Source organism: Streptomyces sp. NPDC002032 (genome assembly GCF_042890765.1).
Classification (GTDB): Bacteria; Actinomycetota; Actinomycetes; order Streptomycetales; family Streptomycetaceae; genus Streptomyces.
In genome coordinates, this window is sequence record NZ_JBIASM010000026.1 from 1 (window position 1) to 15,563 (window position 15,563).

The 15,563-nt window shown below is 73.8% G+C and carries 12 protein-coding genes; 3 read left to right on the forward strand and 9 right to left on the reverse strand.

Annotated elements, in window-relative coordinates:
- The 7 genes from ACFYYT_RS34220 to ACFYYT_RS34250 form a co-directional block, all read right to left on the reverse strand.
- Window positions 1-302, reverse strand: a 302-nt coding sequence (locus tag ACFYYT_RS34220; RefSeq protein WP_388610440.1) for a phosphoadenosine phosphosulfate reductase family protein, incomplete at its 3' end; no start/stop codon positions are given.
- On the reverse strand, window positions 299-478 hold the full coding sequence (locus tag ACFYYT_RS34225; RefSeq protein ID WP_351824761.1) for a hypothetical protein: 180 nt from the start codon (window positions 476-478) through the stop codon (window positions 299-301). The genes ACFYYT_RS34220 and ACFYYT_RS34225, both read right to left, overlap by 4 nt.
- Window positions 475-2,181 carry a nitrite/sulfite reductase gene (locus ACFYYT_RS34230; protein ID WP_351824758.1) on the reverse strand — a complete coding sequence of 569 codons (1,707 nt, stop codon included), beginning with the start codon at window positions 2,179-2,181 and terminating at the stop codon, window positions 475-477. The genes ACFYYT_RS34225 and ACFYYT_RS34230 overlap by 4 nt, the downstream gene beginning before the upstream one ends.
- A 218-nt stretch (window positions 2,182-2,399) precedes the next feature.
- A complete protein-coding gene (locus ACFYYT_RS34235) occupies window positions 2,400-2,483 on the reverse strand; it encodes a putative leader peptide (RefSeq protein ID WP_351824778.1) in 84 nt (27 codons plus the stop codon).
- Window positions 2,484-2,730: 247 nt separating this feature from the next.
- Window positions 2,731-3,294, reverse strand: a complete 564-nt coding sequence (locus ACFYYT_RS34240) for a GNAT family N-acetyltransferase (RefSeq protein WP_351824755.1) — start codon at window positions 3,292-3,294, stop codon at window positions 2,731-2,733.
- Window positions 3,295-3,307: 13 nt separating this feature from the next.
- Entirely contained in the window at window positions 3,308-4,573 is a 1,266-nt protein-coding gene (locus ACFYYT_RS34245; protein ID WP_351824775.1) for a GAF domain-containing protein, read from the reverse strand.
- Between the two features lie 384 nt (window positions 4,574-4,957).
- On the reverse strand, window positions 4,958-6,625 hold the full coding sequence (locus tag ACFYYT_RS34250) for an acyl-CoA dehydrogenase family protein (protein WP_351824752.1): 1,668 nt from the start codon (window positions 6,623-6,625) through the stop codon (window positions 4,958-4,960).
- A gap of 17 nt (window positions 6,626-6,642) precedes the next feature.
- On the opposite strand from ACFYYT_RS34250, the gene ACFYYT_RS34255 reads away from it, so the two are divergent.
- Together ACFYYT_RS34255 and rsgA are read left to right on the forward strand one after the other, a co-directional pair.
- Window positions 6,643-7,758: a YihY/virulence factor BrkB family protein gene (locus ACFYYT_RS34255; protein WP_351824749.1), complete on the forward strand. Its 1,116-nt coding sequence runs from the start codon at window positions 6,643-6,645 to the stop codon at window positions 7,756-7,758.
- 256 nt (window positions 7,759-8,014) lie between these two features.
- Complete coding sequence (rsgA, locus tag ACFYYT_RS34260) at window positions 8,015-9,115, forward strand: ribosome small subunit-dependent GTPase A (RefSeq protein WP_351824746.1); 1,101 nt, start codon at window positions 8,015-8,017, stop codon at window positions 9,113-9,115.
- Window positions 9,116-9,472: 357 nt separating this feature from the next.
- On the opposite strand, the gene ACFYYT_RS34265 is transcribed toward rsgA, so the two are convergent.
- Both ACFYYT_RS34265 and ACFYYT_RS34270 read right to left on the reverse strand, forming a co-directional pair.
- Window positions 9,473-9,958 (reverse strand): DUF456 domain-containing protein, encoded by a 486-nt coding sequence (locus ACFYYT_RS34265; RefSeq protein WP_351824743.1) that lies wholly within the window; start codon window positions 9,956-9,958, stop codon window positions 9,473-9,475.
- Window positions 9,959-9,982: 24 nt separating this feature from the next.
- Window positions 9,983-10,960, reverse strand: a complete 978-nt coding sequence (locus ACFYYT_RS34270) for a helix-turn-helix domain-containing protein (RefSeq protein WP_351824772.1) — start codon at window positions 10,958-10,960, stop codon at window positions 9,983-9,985.
- 199 nt (window positions 10,961-11,159) lie between these two features.
- On the opposite strand from ACFYYT_RS34270, the gene ACFYYT_RS34275 reads away from it, so the two are divergent.
- On the forward strand, window positions 11,160-14,918 hold the full coding sequence (locus ACFYYT_RS34275) for a S8 family serine peptidase (RefSeq protein WP_351824741.1): 3,759 nt from the start codon (window positions 11,160-11,162) through the stop codon (window positions 14,916-14,918).
- The last annotated feature ends 645 nt before the right edge of the window (window positions 14,919-15,563 follow it).

A 15,563-nucleotide genomic window follows, 5' to 3' on the forward strand; every position in this document is an offset into this window, starting at 1 on the left:
ACGCTCCGGCGCGGGGTGAGCGTGATGACGTTGACGTCCATCACCGCCGCCACCGCGTCACGCGTCCCGATGGTCTCCTCGAAGTGGTAACCCGTGTCCAGGAACACCACGTCGACACCCGGGAAGGCGCGGGAGGCGAGGTGGGCGACCACCGCGTCCTCCATCGAAGAGGTCACACAGAACTTCTTGCCGAAGGTCTCGGCCGCCCAGGTGAGGATCTCCAGTGCGGAGGCGTCCTCCAGGTCGCGGCCCGCCCGCTCGGCCAGGTCCTTCAGCTCGCTGGTTGCCTGATCGGTGGTCATATCCGTTCCCCTCCGGCGCTGTCGGACTGAACTCCCCGGGACAGCAGCCCCAGGTACTTCAGCTGGAAGGCCCGGTTGCAGGCACGGCATTCCCAGGCGCCGTGACCGGTTTCGTTGGGGAACAGGTCCTCGTCGCCGCAATAGGGGCAGTAGAAGGGTGCGGCGCGCTCGCTCATGACAGGTCCTCGTCCTTCGCCCGGGTGACCCAGGCGGCGAACCGCTCGCCGTCCTCGCGCTGCTCCTCGAAGCGCGTGACGACCCGCTCGACGTAGTCCGGCAGACCGGCCGAGGTGACCTTGAGGCCGCGGACCTTGCGGCCGAAGCCGGCCTCCAGGCCGAGGGCGCCGCCCAGGTGGACCTGGTAGCCCTCCACCTGGTTGCCCTCGTCGTCCAGGACCAGCTGGCCCTTGAGACCGATGTCCGCCACCTGGATGCGGGCGCAGGCGTTGGGGCAGCCGTTGATGTTGATGGTCAGCGGCTCGGAGAACTCCGGCAGGCGGCGCTCCAGCTCGTCGATCAGCGCGGCGCCGCGCGCCTTGGTCTCGACGATGGCCAGCTTGCAGAACTCGATGCCGGTGCAGGCCATCGTGCCGCGGCGGAACGGGGACGGCTGGACGCGCAGGTCCAGTGCCTCCAGGGCCGCGACGACCGAGTCGACCTGGTCGGCCTCGATGTCGAGGACGACCATCTTCTGCTCGGCGGTCGTGCGCAGGCGGCCGGAGCCGTGCTGCTCGGCGACGTCGGCGATCTTGGTGAGGGTGGCGCCGTCGACGCGGCCGACGCGGGGCGCGAAGCCGACGTAGAACTTGCCGTCCCGCTGCCGGTGCACGCCGACGTGGTCGCGCCACTGGCCGGTGGGCTGCGCGGGCGCGGGGCCGTCGGTCAGCTTGCGCTGGAGGTACTCGTCCTCCAGGACCTGGCGGAACTTGGCCGGGCCCCAGTCGGCGACGAGGAACTTCAGGCGGGCGCGGTTGCGCAGGCGCCGGTAGCCGTAGTCGCGGAAGATCGAGATGACGCCCTCGTAGACGTCCGGGACCTCGTCCAGGGAGACCCAGGTGCCCAGGCGGACGCCGAGCTTGGGGTTGGTGGAGAGGCCGCCGCCGACCCAGACGTCGAAGCCGGGGCCGTGCTCGGGGTGCTCCACGCCGACGAAGGCGATGTCGTTGATCTCGTGCGCCACGTCGAGCAGCGGAGAGCCGGAGACCGCGGACTTGAACTTGCGGGGCAGGTTCGAGAAGTCCTTGTTGCCGACGATCCGGCGGTAGATCTCCTCGATGGCGGGCGTGCCGTCGATGATCTCGTCCTCGGCGATGCCGGCGACGGGCGAACCGAGGATCACGCGGGGGGTGTCACCGCAGGCCTCGGTGGTGGAGAGGCCGACGGCCTCCAGCCGGCGCCAGATCTCGGGGACGTCCTCGATGCGGATCCAGTGGTACTGCACGTTCTGGCGGTCCGTGAGGTCCGCGGTGCCGCGTGCGAACTCCTGGGAGACCTCGCCGATGACGCGGAGCTGCTCGGTGGTCAGCCGGCCGCCGTCGATGCGGACGCGCAGCATGAAGTACTTGTCGTCCAGCTCCTCCGGCTCCAGGATCGCGGTCTTGCCGCCGTCGATCCCGGGCTTGCGCTGGGTGTAGAGGCCCCACCAGCGCATCCGGCCGCGCAGGTCGTTGGGGTCGATCGAGTCGAAGCCCGCCTTGGAGTAGATCGTCTCGATGCGTGTCCGCACGTTGAGACCGTCGTCGTCCTTCTTGAACTGCTCGTTGCCGTTGAGGGGCGTGTGGTGTCCGACGGCCCACTGGCCCTCGCCGCGGTGACGGCCGGTCTTGCGGCGCGCGGCGGCTGCGGGTGCGGCTGCGGGCGTTTCGGGGGTGGCGGCCATGACGGGTACGTCCTTCTTCAACGGCTCAAGGCAGGGGCAGGGGGAGTGGCGGCGTGACCCCTGGCATGCTGGCGACTCTGAGCAGGTGTGGCTGATTGCCGCCCTTTGACCGGGTTTGCCGGTGCCTGGGGGCGGTTTCGGCCTTCAGGGGACTGCGGGGTGACCACCGCGTCCGCGGCTGCGGGGACGACGGCGGTGTGCGGCGGTGGCTGGTTCCGTCAGCGCGCCGGACAGATGGCGCTGGACAGGCGGCCGAGGTCGACGTGCCGCCGACTCACCAAGGCAATTCCAGCTCCATTCATGGCGGAAGCGTGTCATGTGCCGATTGGAGGAGTCCACTACTGTCCACGATGCGGACGAAGTCGTCCCGAATCTTGGGATCGCGTGACGCGGGTCACCCGGAACGCGGCTTTCGCGCAGGTGGGAGCCCGGTCCGGCAGGGCCGGCCGGAAGCCCCGAGAGGGGCGGATTCCGGCCGGTCGGGGACTGCGCGCCGGACCAGGGGCTGGGCGGGGGCGTTGGGGCAGGGGCAGGGGGTGGAGCTGGGGGTTATGCGCCGGGCCAGGGGCCGGGGGTGGGGGTGTCCTGCTTCTCTTCCGTCTCCGTCTTGAAGACCTCGAAGCCGCGTCGCAGGTAGTTGTCCATCGCCGTCGGCCCGTCCTGGCTGCACGTGTGGACCCAGACCCGGCGGGTCGGCTCGCGGTCCGGCCAGCGGTCCGCGAGGTCCCAGGCGCGCTCGGTGCCGACCGTCAGCAGGTGCCCGCCGATCCGGCGGCCCCGGAAGTCCGGCAGCAGGCCGAAGTACATGATCTCCACCACTCCGTCGGGCTGCGGGTCCAGCTCGATGTACCCGGCCGGAGTGCCCCGGTCGTACGCCACCCAGGTCTCCACGCCCGGCCGCCCCAGCTGCTCCACCCACTGGGCGCGGGTCAGCGACAGCCGGTCCGTCCAGTGGATGTCCCCGCCCACCGAGGCGTACAGGAACCGGCTGAACTCCGGTGAGGGGACCTCGGCGCGCTCCACGCGGATGCCGGGGCCGGGGACGGCCGCCGGGACGAGGTCCTTCGGGGAGGTCATTTCGAGGGACCAGGTGGTGAGGGTGATGGTGCTCATGCGGTTCAGGGAATCACACGCCCCGCACGCCCCCGCCGGCCAGGCGGGCCCGGACCACCGCCGGGGCGGTCGAGTGCGGGAGCAGCAGGGCCGGGTCCTCGGGGCGGATCAGCTCCACCTCCACGTCCTCCGCGAACCGGTACGGCCGGTGGGTCAGCACTCCGGCGAGGTGCCGGCGGACCCGGGACATCTCGGCGCGGACCGTCACGGTACGGGTCGGGTCCCCGAAGAGATCCGCGGCCAGCTCGGCGGCGCTGCGCCCGCTCCGGGTCTGCGCCAGCAGGAACAGCAGCTCCGCGTGGCGCGGGCTGAGCTCCTGGGACCAGCTGCCCGCGGCCCCGTAGACGCTCGCCGACCAGGACCGGGGCCGGCTCAGGTCCAGCACGACCCGGCTGACCGCGGGCGGGGCCGAGGCGGAGGCGTCCACCAGCCGCAGCAGCCAGCCGCCGGGCAGCGGCTCCGCCACGCAGTCCCCGAGCTGCGGGACCCACAGCCGCCCGGGACCGAGCCCCTTCGGCAGCGGCATCCGGTCGGCGGGGGCCAGCCCCGTGACGGCCGCCGTCCAGCCGTGCGGGTCCACCGCCACGGCCCGCCCGGGCAGCCGGGCCAGCAGCGGGGCCGCGACCGCCCGCAGCCGCTCCAGGGACTCCAGGTGGCGCACCCGCAGCTCGCGTTCGGCGAGGCGGGCCACCGAGGTGACCCAGGCCAGGGTCGCCGGGTGCATCGTGGCCAGCGGCCCGCTTACGTCGACCACGCCCAGCAGCTGCCCGTCCCGCGGATCGCGCACCGGCGCCCCCGCACAGGTCCAGTCGTGGTGGCTGGAGACGAAGTGCTCGGCCGAGAACACCTGCACCGGCCGCCGCGTCACCAGCGCCGTGCCCACCCCGTTGGTGCCGACCACCGCCTCGTCCCAGTCGGCCCCCACCGCGAAACCCAGCCGGTCCGCCTTCCGCAGGATCGAGCTGTGCCCCTCCCGCCACAGCAGCCGCCCGTCGGCATCGGCGACGACCATGATGTGCAGGGCCTCGTCCAGGGCGGGCAGCAGCCCCTCGCGCAGGACGGGCAGCACCTCCCGCAGCGGGGACACCTGCCGGCGCTCCTCGGTCTCCGCCGCGGACAGCAGCCGGGAGCGGGCGTCCCGGTCGGGGTGCACCCCGCCGGCCAGCATCCGCCGCCAGGACTCGGCGATCTCCGGGCGCGGGGCGGCCGGGGGCCGGTCTCCGGCCAGGGCCGCCGCCCGCACCCCCTTGAGCAGACGCGCCGCCTCCCGCGCGTCCATGGCCGAGATGCGCGCCACGTCGACCGCGCTGCCTGCGGTGTTGGCCACCGGAACCTCCCCGTGCTGAACAGGACGTACTGCCCAGGCCCCCCGCGCCGGCACCCGTGCACCTTCCCCGGGCACGTGCGGCGGGTACCTGCCCGACCGAAGGGTCGCAGGGTTGCAACGGTATGCAACCCTCGCCAACCCCCGGTCACCCGACCGAAACTATCGGCACGCCGCCGAGCGGCGTGACAGCTCCTTCCTCGGGGCTTCTCGGATCGCGGGGTGGCGCCGAGTCGGCGCGGCGCCACCCCCCGGTCCCACCTTCACGGGCCCGGATCCCGGCGCCGGGCGGTTCGGGACGCGGTGGTTTGGGGACCACGGCGGCCCAGGGGGACCGCTCTAGCCCGCGATCCGCGCCCGTGCCACCACCGATGCCAGATCCAGGCTGTGCGGCAGCGTGCCGAAGGCCGCGCCCCAGTCCCCGCCGAGCCGCGACGCGCAGAACGCGTCGGCCACCTCCGGCGGCGCCCACCGCACGAGCAGCGAGCCCTGGAGCACCAGCGCCATCCGCTCCACGACCCGCCGGGCCCGGGCCTGGATCCCTTCGAGGTCGGCCAGGTCGGTCAGCAGGTCCTTGATCGCCGCGTCCAGCCGGTGGTCGGCGCCCCGGGCCAGCCCGACCTCCTGGAGGAACGCATTCAGGGCCTGCGGCTCCCGCTGGAGGGCGCGCAGCACGTCCAGGGCCTGTACGTTGCCCGAGCCCTCCCAGATGGAGTTGACCGGGGACTCGCGCAGCAGGCGGGGCAGCCCGGACTCCTCGACGTAGCCGTTGCCGCCCAGGCACTCCAGGGCCTCGGCGACCATCGGCGTACAGCGCTTGGTCACCCAGTACTTGGCGGTGGGCACCGCGAGGCGCAGGAAGGCCCGCTCCCGCTCCGAGGCGGGCCCTTCAGAGCGGTCGGCGGCGTCCTGGGCGGCCGCGAGGCGCAGGGTCAGGGCGGTCGCCGCCTCCGACTCCAGGGCGAGGTCGGCGAGCACGTTGCGCATCAGCGGCTGGTCGATGAGCGGTGCTCCGAAAGCAGAGCGGTGCTCCGTGTGGTGGAGGGCCTGCGTGAGCGCCTGGCGCATCAGCGAGGCCGAACCGATCACGCAGTCCATCCGGGTCGCCGCGACCATCTCGATGATGGTCCGCACCCCGCGGCCCTCCTCGCCCACCCGCCGGGCCCACGTCGTCCCGTCGAACTCGATCTCGGCCGACGCGTTCGACTTGTTGCCCAGCTTGTCCTTCAGCCGCTGGATCGCGAACGCGTTGCGCGCCCCGTCCTCCAGCACCCGCGGCACCAGGAAGCAGGTCAGCCCGCCGGGCGCCTGCGCCAGCACGAGGAAGGCGTCCGACATGGGCGCCGAGCAGAACCACTTGTGCCCCGTCAGCGCGTACTCGCCGTCGGCGGCCAGCGGCGCCGCCACCGTGGTGTTCGCCCGGACGTCGCTGCCGCCCTGCTTCTCCGTCATCCCCATCCCGAAGAGCACCCCGCCCTTGCGCCCCGGCGGCCGCAGCCCCTCCTCGTACACGTGCGAGGTCAGCAGGGGCTCCCAGTGCGCGGCCAGCTCCGGATCGGTCCGCAGCGCCGGTACGGCGGCGTGCGTCATCGAGACCGGGCAGCCGTGCCCCGACTCGGCCTGCGACCACAGGAAGAATCCCGCCGCGCGCCGCAGGTGCCCCGCCGGGCGCCCCCAGGCGTCGGTGAGCCCGGAGGTCACCGCGTGCCCCAGCAGACGGTGCCACGCCGGATGGAACTCGACCTCGTCGATCCGGTTCCCGTACCGGTCGTGCGTGCGCAGGACCGGCGGGTTCTCGTTCGCCTGCCGGCCCCACTCCTGGGCCTGCGCGGAGCCCGCTGCCCGGCCCAGTGCGGTGAGCTCCTCCCTTATGCCGTCGCGGAGTTCGGGGGACGCGTCGGCGAGGTGGCGCTCGACGCCCTCCGTGAGGGCCCGGTCGCCGAGGTAGACCTCGTGACCCACGAGCGGCGGGGCCTGATTGCTTACTGTGTGGGTGGTGGCTGCCATGCGGATACCGTAAGGACGTGCAGCCAGCAAAAGAAACACCCGAGCGGATCCCAGGACGGCTCCACCGGGCCCGCGCCCTCTACCGCAACGTCTCCAAGCGCGAGATGGCCTGGCTGCTGCTCAAAGACACCGTCAACTCGTGCATCGAGTACCGCATCCTCGGGCTCGCGGCCGAGGCGGCCTTCTTCACCCTGCTCTCCCTGCCGCCGCTCTTCCTCGGCCTGCTGGGCCTCCTCGGCTACGTGGACGGCTGGACGGACACCCAGTCCGTGCAGAGCATCGAGGAGAACATCCTGCGCGCGGTCGGCACGGTCCTGTCCGACCGGGGCGTCAACGACATCGCCAAACCCATGCTCGACGACGTCACCAGCCGCGGCCGGCCCGACCTGATCTCCCTCGGCTTCGCCTTCGCCCTGTGGTCGGGCTCGCGCGCCGTCAACGTCTTCATCGACACCATCACCGTGATGTACGGCCTCGACGGACAGCGGGGCATCGTCAAGACCCGGCTGCTCGCCTTCCTCCTCTACGTGGTCGCCCTGCTGATCGGCGCGATCGTGCTGCCGCTGATGGTCGTCGGCCCCGACGCGGTGGTCCGGCTCGTGCCCTGGAGCACCGAGGTGATCGCGGTGATGTACTGGCCCACGGTCACCCTGCTCTCCATCGCCTTCCTGACCACCCTGTACCACGTGTCCGTCCCCGTCCGCTCGCCGTGGATCGAGGACGTGCCGGGTGCGCTGGTGGCCCTCGCGATGTGGGTCCTCGGCTCGTTCCTGCTGCGGATCTACCTCACCAACACCGTGGAGGGGCCGACGATCTACGGCTCCCTCGCCGCGCCCGTCGCGATCCTGCTGTGGATCGGCATCTCGGCCTTCGCCGTGCTCGTCGGCGCGGCCGTCAACGCCGCCATCGACCGGGTCTGGCCGTCGGTGGCCACGGCCGCGGCGCGCGAGGCGAACGAACGCGTCCGCGAGGCCGAGGCCGCCCGGCTGGTGGCCCGGGCCGCCGCCTGGCGGGCGCTGGCCGAGGGCGAGTCCGAGGACGACGAGGACGCCGGGATGCCGTCGGAGTTCCCCGAGCGCTGGTCGAAGTTCCTGCCCCCGGAGGACTACACGTCCCGGCTGCGCAAGCACTGAGCCCGCGGCCCGAAACGCACGGCGGAAAGCGGCCGGAACAAATCGGTGGCGGGGGCCCGGGACGGCCCGCTACGGTTCCCGAGTCGAGATCACAGAGGAATCAGGAGGTGAGGACATTGATGACTGTCACGGAGACGGGCACGGCCCGCATTCAGGAGCTCATCATCGTTGCCACCCCCGTGGCCTCCGGCTGACACCCACTTCCGCGCGCGCCGCCGTGCGCGCGCCGCCGGGGCCACCCTCCGAAGGGTCCCCCTTGTCTTTCTCCTCTCCCTCCTCCCCGCCGCACGCCCTGGCCTCCTTCGGCTGGGACGAAGCATGGGCCGCGGAGTTCGCCCCGTACGCCGACCGGGGACTCCTCCCGGGCCGCGTCGTCCGGGTGGACCGCGGGCAGTGCGACGTCATGACCGCGGACGGCCTGGTCCGCGCCGACACCGCCTTCGTCACCCCGCACGACCCCCTCCGCGTCATCTGCACCGGCGACTGGGCCGCCGTCGACGCCGGCGGAAACCCCCGCTACGCCAGGGCGTACCTGCCGCGCCGGACCGCCTTCGTACGGTCCACCTCCTCCCAGCGCTCGGAGGGGCAGATCCTGGCCGCCAACGTCGACCACGCGATCATCGCGGTCTCGCTCGCCGTCGAGCTCGACCTCGGCCGCATCGAGCGGTTCCTCGCGCTGGCCTGGGAGTCGGGGGCGCTGCCCCTCGTCGTCCTGACCAAGGCCGACCTGGTCGCGGACCCGGCCGTACTGGCCCACCTGGTCCAGGACGTGGAGACCACCGCGCCCGGCGTCCAGGTGCTCACCGTCTCCTCCCACACGGGGGAGGGCACCGACGTGCTCGCCGCGGTCGTCGGCGGCGGAACGAGCGTGCTGCTCGGAATCTCCGGCGCCGGAAAGTCCACGCTGGCGAACGCGCTGCTCGGGTCGGACGTCATGGACGTCCAGGAGACCCGCGACACCGACGGCAAGGGCCGTCACACCACCACCACCCGTAACCTCCTGGCCCTGCCCGGCGGGGGAGTCCTGATCGACACCCCCGGACTGCGCGGGGTCGGCCTCTTCGACGCGGAGGCGGGGGTCGGCCAGGTCTTCTCGGAGATCGAGGAGTACGCGGCCCGCTGCCGCTTCCACGACTGCGCGCACGAGGCGGAGCCGGGCTGCGCGGTGCTGGCGGCGGTCGAAGCGGGCACCCTCCCGGACCGCCGCCTGGAGAGCTACCGCAAGCTGCTGCGGGAGAACCAGCGGATCGTGGCCAAGACGGACGCGCGGCTGCGCGCGGAGATCCGCCGCGACTGGCGCGTCAAGTCGGCCCAGGGCCGGGCGAACTACGAGGCCAAACGAGGCGGCCGCCCCTAGCCCGGCCCCCACCACCCCGCGACCCGGCGGGGTGGTGGGGCACCGCGCCCCGGAACGACGGGGGCCGGGCCCACGGCGGGACGGAACAACACGACGCCGTGCCCGCGCCCACGGCGGGACGGAACAACACGACGGCGGGGCCGGGCCCACGGCGGGACGGAACAGCACACTGGCGGGGTCGGGGACGGGGTGGGGTGTCGTCCGGGATGTAAAACGTGATTTGTTGGCGCGCGGTGCCGGCTGCCAGGACCGACCCGGACAGGGCGCCATAAATCATGCCTATCCCGGACGGCACCCCACCCCGTCCCCGACCCCGCCCCCCGACCCCGCCCCCCGACGCCGTCCCGTCCCCGTCCCCTACGGCCCCGACAGCACGACCCCCAGCCACGCCGCCGCCACCGTCAGGCAGGCGAGGAGTTCGACCAGGACGCTCGTGCCCACGGCCCGCATCACCGTGCGGACCGAGGACCACGCCTCGCCGTGCGTGCCCAGCCGGCGGCGTTCGCACAGGTAGACGCCGCCCACGAACCCCGGCACCGCCCCGAGGACCGGCAGCAGCACGAAGCCCAGCACCGCGCCCCCGCCCGCGTACACCGCCATCCGCCGGCCCGCCCCGATCCCGCGCAGCCGCCGCGGCGGCAACAGCCACTTCACCACCTGCACCACCAGCAGCAGCCCTGTCGCCGCGACCAGCAGCACCCACGCCGGGCCCGACCGCTGGTGCAGCGCCCACCACAGCACCCCCGCCCAGACCAGCCACGTCCCCGGCACGCCCGGAACCAGCACCCCGACCACCCCGAGCAGCAGCACCAGCCCCACCAGGAGCAGCTGAGGCAGATCCATCTGCCCAGCGTGACCGACCGGGGACTATCGGGCCACCCAGCCCCGCTCGTACGCGTGCCAGCCGAGCTGGAGCCGGGTCGTCACCCCGGACAGTTCCATCAGCCCCTTCACCCGCCGCTGCACCGTCCGCAGCCCCAGCTCCAGGTGCTTGGCCACGCTCGCGTCCGTCATCCCCGCCAGCAGCAGGGAGAGGATCTCCAGGTCGATGGTGTCCGGGCCGCCGTCCCCCTCCTCGGCGTAGCCCGTCGAGCCCAGCCGCAGCGGCAGGGACTCCCGCCACACCGCCTCGAACAGGCCGCGCAGCGACTCCAGCAGGCCCGAGGCGTGCACGACGAGCGCCGCCGGTTCCGCCCCGCGGGCCGTGAGGGGGACCATCGCCAGGGACCGGTCGGCGATCACCAGCTTGGTGGGGACCTCGGCCGTCACCCGGACGCCTTCCCCCCGCGCCAGCGCCGTCGAGGCCTCCCGGATCCCGCTCGGCCGGGTGAGGACCTCCCGTTCGATCACCACCCGGTAGGCGACCCCGCGCACCGCCGCCCGTTCCTCGGCCTCGTTCTCCATCCCGGTGACCACCTGCGGCCGGCCGGTGACCAGCGCGCAGACCTCCTCCGTGGCGCCGAGCTGGAGCTGGTGGAAGCGGTGCGCGACCGCGCTGGCCCCCGTCACCACCTCCACCAGGTCGTGCACGGCCGGCTCGGCGGCCTCCGCCCGGTACTCCTGCGCCAGCAGCGCCGCCGCCAGCTCCGCCTGCTCCAGCTCGTGCCGCTGCTGGGTGAGCAGGGCCCCCAGCGCGACCCCGGGCGGGGCGGCGACCCAGCGCCCGGGCCGGGCCGAGGACTGCGCCGCGAGCCCGTGCCGCTCCAGGTGCCGCAGGGCCCGTTCCGTCTGCGGCACCGGCAGCGTGAGCCGGTGCGCGAGGTCCGGTACCTCCGCCGCCCCCAAAGCCACCAGCGCGCGGTACGCCGACTCCTGACCCTCGTCCAGGCCTATCGCACCCAGCAACCCGTCCACCCCATTCTCGACGCCGTTCCTGGCGGGAAGCGGCCACGGCGCAAACCCGCCTCGGACATCATCTCCGCACCCCCCGCCGCTCTGCCAAGGTGACGCCACCGCAGCACCAACATCCGCCGGTCATGGACCAGTTGCGGGGCCGTCATGCCCTGTAAACGGACCATTGGCCGGAATTCACCTGGGGAGAGCGATGCGCCCGATATCGCGCACGGCACTCGGGGCGGCCACAGCGGCCGCCCTCGCCGTCACGGCCGTCGGCCCGTCCGCGGCACAGCCGGCCGACGGAGCACCGGGCAAGAGACCACTGGTCGGCAGCGCGGAGGCCGGCCGGCAGCCGGCCGCGCCCGTCACCGTCACCCTCGTCACCGGCGACCGGATCCTGGTCTCCACCGACGCCTCCGGCCGCACCACCGCCACCGCGATGCCCCGAGGGAACGGCGCGCAGCCCGTCGTACAGACCCGCCAGAGCGGCCAGGACCTCTACGTCTATCCCGAGAGCGCGGCCGGGGCGCTCGCCGCCGGCACCGTGGACCCGCAGCTCTTCAACGTCACCGGCCTCATCCGCCAGGGCTACGACGACGCCCACGCCGGGAAGCTCCCGCTCATCGCGGTCTACGACGGCTCGGTGAACGTCGCCCGCAGCACCCCGCCCGCCCCGCGCGGCGCCGAACGCTCCCTCGTCCTCGGCTCCATCGGCGCCGTCGCCCTGACCGCCGACAAGGAGAAGGCCGCCGACTTCTGGGCCGACGCCTTCGCGGGCAGCCGCTCGCGGGCCGCGGGCGGGCTGAAGAAGCTGTGGCTCGACGGCAAGGTCCGGGCCAACCTGGAACGCTCCACCAAGCAGGTGAACGCCCCCGCCGCCTGGGCCGCCGGCTTCGACGGCGCCGGCACCAAGGTCGCCGTCCTCGACACCGGCACCGACCTCGACCACCCCGACCTCAAGGGCCGCGTCGACGCCTCGAAGAACTTCACCGACTCCGACACCGACGCCGACCGCCAGGGCCACGGCACCCACACCATCTCCACCGTCGGGGGCTCGGGCGCCGCGAGCGGCGGCGCCAAGAAGGGCGTCGCCCCCGGCACCAGGCTGCTCAGCGGCAAGGTCCTCAACGACCAGGGCTACGGCCTCGACTCGTGGATCATCGCCGGTATGGAATGGGCCGTCGAGTCCAAGGCCGACGTCGTGTCCATGAGCCTCGGGGACCCCTCCCGGACCGCCTGTGACGACCCGCTGGCCGCCGCCGCCGAACGACTCTCCCAGCAGGGACCGCTGTTCGTCGTCGCCGCCGGCAACTCCGGGCCGGGCAACAACACCGTCTCCTCGCCCGGCTGCGCGCCCAGCGTGCTGACCGTCGGCGCCGTCGACCGCGACGACACCACCGCCGTCTTCTCCAGCCGCGGCCCCGCCGGACCCCAGCACACCCTCAAGCCCGAGATCGCCGCCCCCGGCGTCGGCATCTCCGCCGCGAACATGGGCGGCCGCGGGGTGTACGCGTACCAGTCCATGTCCGGCACCTCGATGGCCACCCCGCACGTCGCCGGGGCCGCCGCCGTCGTCAAGCAGCGCCACCCCGACTGGACCGGGCAGCAGGTCAAGGCCGCCCTCGTCGGCTCCGCGAACAGCGCCGTCCCCGGCGACGTACGGGAGACCGGCGCGGGCCGCCTCGACGTCAAGGCCGCCGTCGACACCACCGTCACCGGGGCCCCGGCCGTCCAGGGCGGCGCGTACCACTGGCCGCAGGACCGCAGCGACCGCACCCGCGCCGAAGTCCCGTACACCAACACCGGGTCCGGGCCCGTCACGCTGAAGCTGTCCCTCGGCAAGGTCACCGGCAACGACGGCTCCGCCGTGCGCGGCCGGACCGCCCGCCTGGAGCGCGACACGGTCACCGTCCCCGCCGGGGCCACCGTCAAGGTGCCCCTCGCCCTCGATCCGGCCGCGAAGCTGGAACGGGCGCAGTACGGGGACGTCACGGGCCGGGTCATCGCCACCGCCGACGGCGTGCGCGTCTCCACGCCGTTCTCGCTGTACGTCGAGCCCGAGACCGTCACCCTGCGCGTCAAGCTGATCGACCGCGCGGGCAAGCCCGCCGCCGGACCCTCCTCCCTCGACGTCATCGGCACCGACGACGCCTCCGGGGAACGCCGCTTCAACGACGGCTCCGTCGACCAGGTCTACCGGGTGCGCCCCGGCGCGTACTTCCTCTCCGCCTTCGTCGGCACCCCCGACGCCGGTGAGGGCGCGACGATGACGGACTCCCTGACCTACCTCGGCCGCCCGCAGACCGAGGTGAAGAAGGACACCACCGTCGTCCTCGACGCCCGCGCGGCCGGACGCCTGACCATCGCCGCCGACCAGCCGGTCGAGGCCCGCAGCACCACCCTCGCCTTCGCCCGCAGCTGGGGCGGCGTCTGGCTGCACGCCGGCACGGCCATGGGCGGCCGCACCATCCGCGGCTACTACGCCGACGTGGCGGGCCGGGCCGAGGACGGCTCGTTCGAGTTCGGCAGCTACTGGCGGGCGGGCGCGCCCGTGCTCTCCGAGCTGAAGACGAAGGGCGGCCCCGCGCTGCACCCCGTCACCGCCTCCACCGGCAGCGACAACCTCGACGGCCACGGCAGTGCCCCGCTCGTCGACGCGGGCACCGGCACCCCGCGGGAACTGGCCGCGGCCGGGGCCAAGGGGGCGGTCGTCCTGGTCAGGACCGAGGACGGCGGCCTGAACACCGTCGCCGAGGACGCCAAAGCGGCCGGCGCCACCGCCGTGCTCGGCTACCGCGAGGCCCCCGGCCGCTGGGTGCCCTCCACCGGCTTCGCGGGCGGCGCGCTGCCCGTCCTGGGCGTGGAGTCCGCCGAGGGCAAGGCCCTGCTGGGCCGCCTCGCCGCCGGGAAGGTCACCCTGGAATGGAAGGGCGCCGCGAAGAGCCCGTACGCGTACTCCCTCGCCTTCCCCGAGCAGGGGCAGGTCCGGGGCGGCCACGCGTACCGGGTGCGCGACCGCGACCTCGGGCAGGTCGAAGCCTCGTACCACTCCATGGGCGTGGCCGCCGACTTCGTCGACCTGGCCGGCGCCTACCGGCCCATCGGCAGCGCCGTCTCCTTCGGGTCGATCGAGACGGTCGCCGTGCCGGGCAGGCGGACCGAGTACTACACGGCGGGGGACACCGCCTGGGACCAGACGCTCTCCAGCAGCTTCCCCTGGGGCGAGTTCATGACGGGCGCGCAGCGGACCTACGCCAAGGGCGCCCGGACCACGGCCGTCTGGTACGACGGGGTGACCGGACCGGTGGCCCCGCGCGACGCCGCGGGCAAGGAGACGCTGGCGGCCGAACGCCAGGGCAACCTGATGGGCTTCGCCCCCGCGATGTGGGGGGACGGTTCGCACTCCGCGCAGCCGGGGTCCTTCGGTGACATCGGCGGGCTCCAGCTCAAGCGGGACGGCGAGGTCATCGGCGAGAGCGGGTACCCGTCCGGGGTGTTCGAGGTCCCGGCGGGGGAGGGCCGCTACGAGCTGGTCCAGAGCATCGCGAAGATCGGGGCCCCGGCCCGCACCTGGCAGCGGTCCAGCGCGGTGCGGACGCAGTGGGGCTTCACCTCGAAGCTCGACGCCTCGGCGTACTCGCAGGGCCTGCCCCTCCTCTTTCCCCGCTACGAGGCCCCGTTGGACGGCCTGAAGACGGTGGCGGCGGCGGACGGGCAGCGGATCGGGCTGAGCGCCACCGGGCACGCCGGGTACGCGCCGGGCGCGCTCACGGCCGCGAAGCTGTCGTACTCGTACGACGGGGAGCACTGGACGCAGGCCGCGGTGAACCGCGCCGGCGGCCGGTGGACCGCCGTCGTCAACCACGCCGGAGCCTCCGGCAAGCCGGTTTCGCTGAAGGTCGAACTGACCGACGCGAACGGCGCCACGGTCACCCAGACGGTCGAGCGGGCGTACGAAGTCCGCTAGTCCGTACGGGTTATGCGGAAGGGGTCCACCGGGCGGCGGCCCGGTGGGCCCTTTTCGCGCGTTCCGGGTTTTCCGGGGCCCGGTGGGGCCGACAATGTGGGCATGAGTCAGCAGGGCGCGCAGGACTGGTGGCAGAAGCTCTACGAGGACCCGGACGCGGTCCCCGAACCTGACCCGGGAGACACCCTGGACCAACGCTTCCGCTCGGCCTCCCTCCTGACCACCACCCCGGGCGCCCCGGCCCCGCCGCAGCCGGCTCCGCGGGCCCCCGAGGGTTCCGGTTCGGCTCCGCCGGAGCCGGAGCCGGAGCCGGCTCCGGCGCCGAGGGGCGTGGGCGGCTCCGGGGCGCCGGGGGCTGCCCCACCCGGCTTCGTCCCGCACGCCCGCGTGGCCCCTGAGGGGCCTCCGCCGCCTCCCGGCGGAGCCGGTACGCCCCCGGCCTCCGGCTCCGCAGCGGATGAGGGCCGGTACCCCGCCCCACCGCCCGGGCCGCCCGCCGACCCGCGCTCGGGGGCCCGGCCGTCCCACCCCGGGCGCGCCGAGCCCGGGCCGCCCGCCGTGGCGGGGGCCGACGGGGTGGGTCCGGGGGCTTCCGGATCCGTCCCGCCCGCCCCCGGTGTGCCGACGGGCGCCGGCCGGCCTCCC

Bases quoted from the DNA above. Each gene is read 5' to 3' on its own strand.
- ACFYYT_RS34245 (WP_351824775.1), bottom strand. From the start codon at position 4,573: ATGGACGCGCGGGAGGCGGCGCGTCTGCTCAAGGGGGTGCGGGCGGCG.
- ACFYYT_RS34250 (WP_351824752.1), bottom strand. From the start codon at position 6,625: ATGGCAGCCACCACCCACACAGTAAGCAATCAGGCCCCGCCGCTCGTG.
- ACFYYT_RS34275 (WP_351824741.1), top strand. From the start codon at position 11,160: ATGCGCCCGATATCGCGCACGGCACTCGGGGCGGCCACAGCGGCCGCC.
- ACFYYT_RS34235 (WP_351824778.1), bottom strand. From the start codon at position 2,483: ATGAATGGAGCTGGAATTGCCTTGGTGAGTCGGCGGCACGTCGACCTC.
- ACFYYT_RS34230 (WP_351824758.1), bottom strand. From the start codon at position 2,181: ATGGCCGCCACCCCCGAAACGCCCGCAGCCGCACCCGCAGCCGCCGCG.
- ACFYYT_RS34240 (WP_351824755.1), bottom strand. From the start codon at position 3,294: ATGAGCACCATCACCCTCACCACCTGGTCCCTCGAAATGACCTCCCCG.
- ACFYYT_RS34265 (WP_351824743.1), bottom strand. From the start codon at position 9,958: ATGGATCTGCCTCAGCTGCTCCTGGTGGGGCTGGTGCTGCTGCTCGGG.
- ACFYYT_RS34225 (WP_351824761.1), bottom strand. From the start codon at position 478: ATGAGCGAGCGCGCCGCACCCTTCTACTGCCCCTATTGCGGCGACGAG.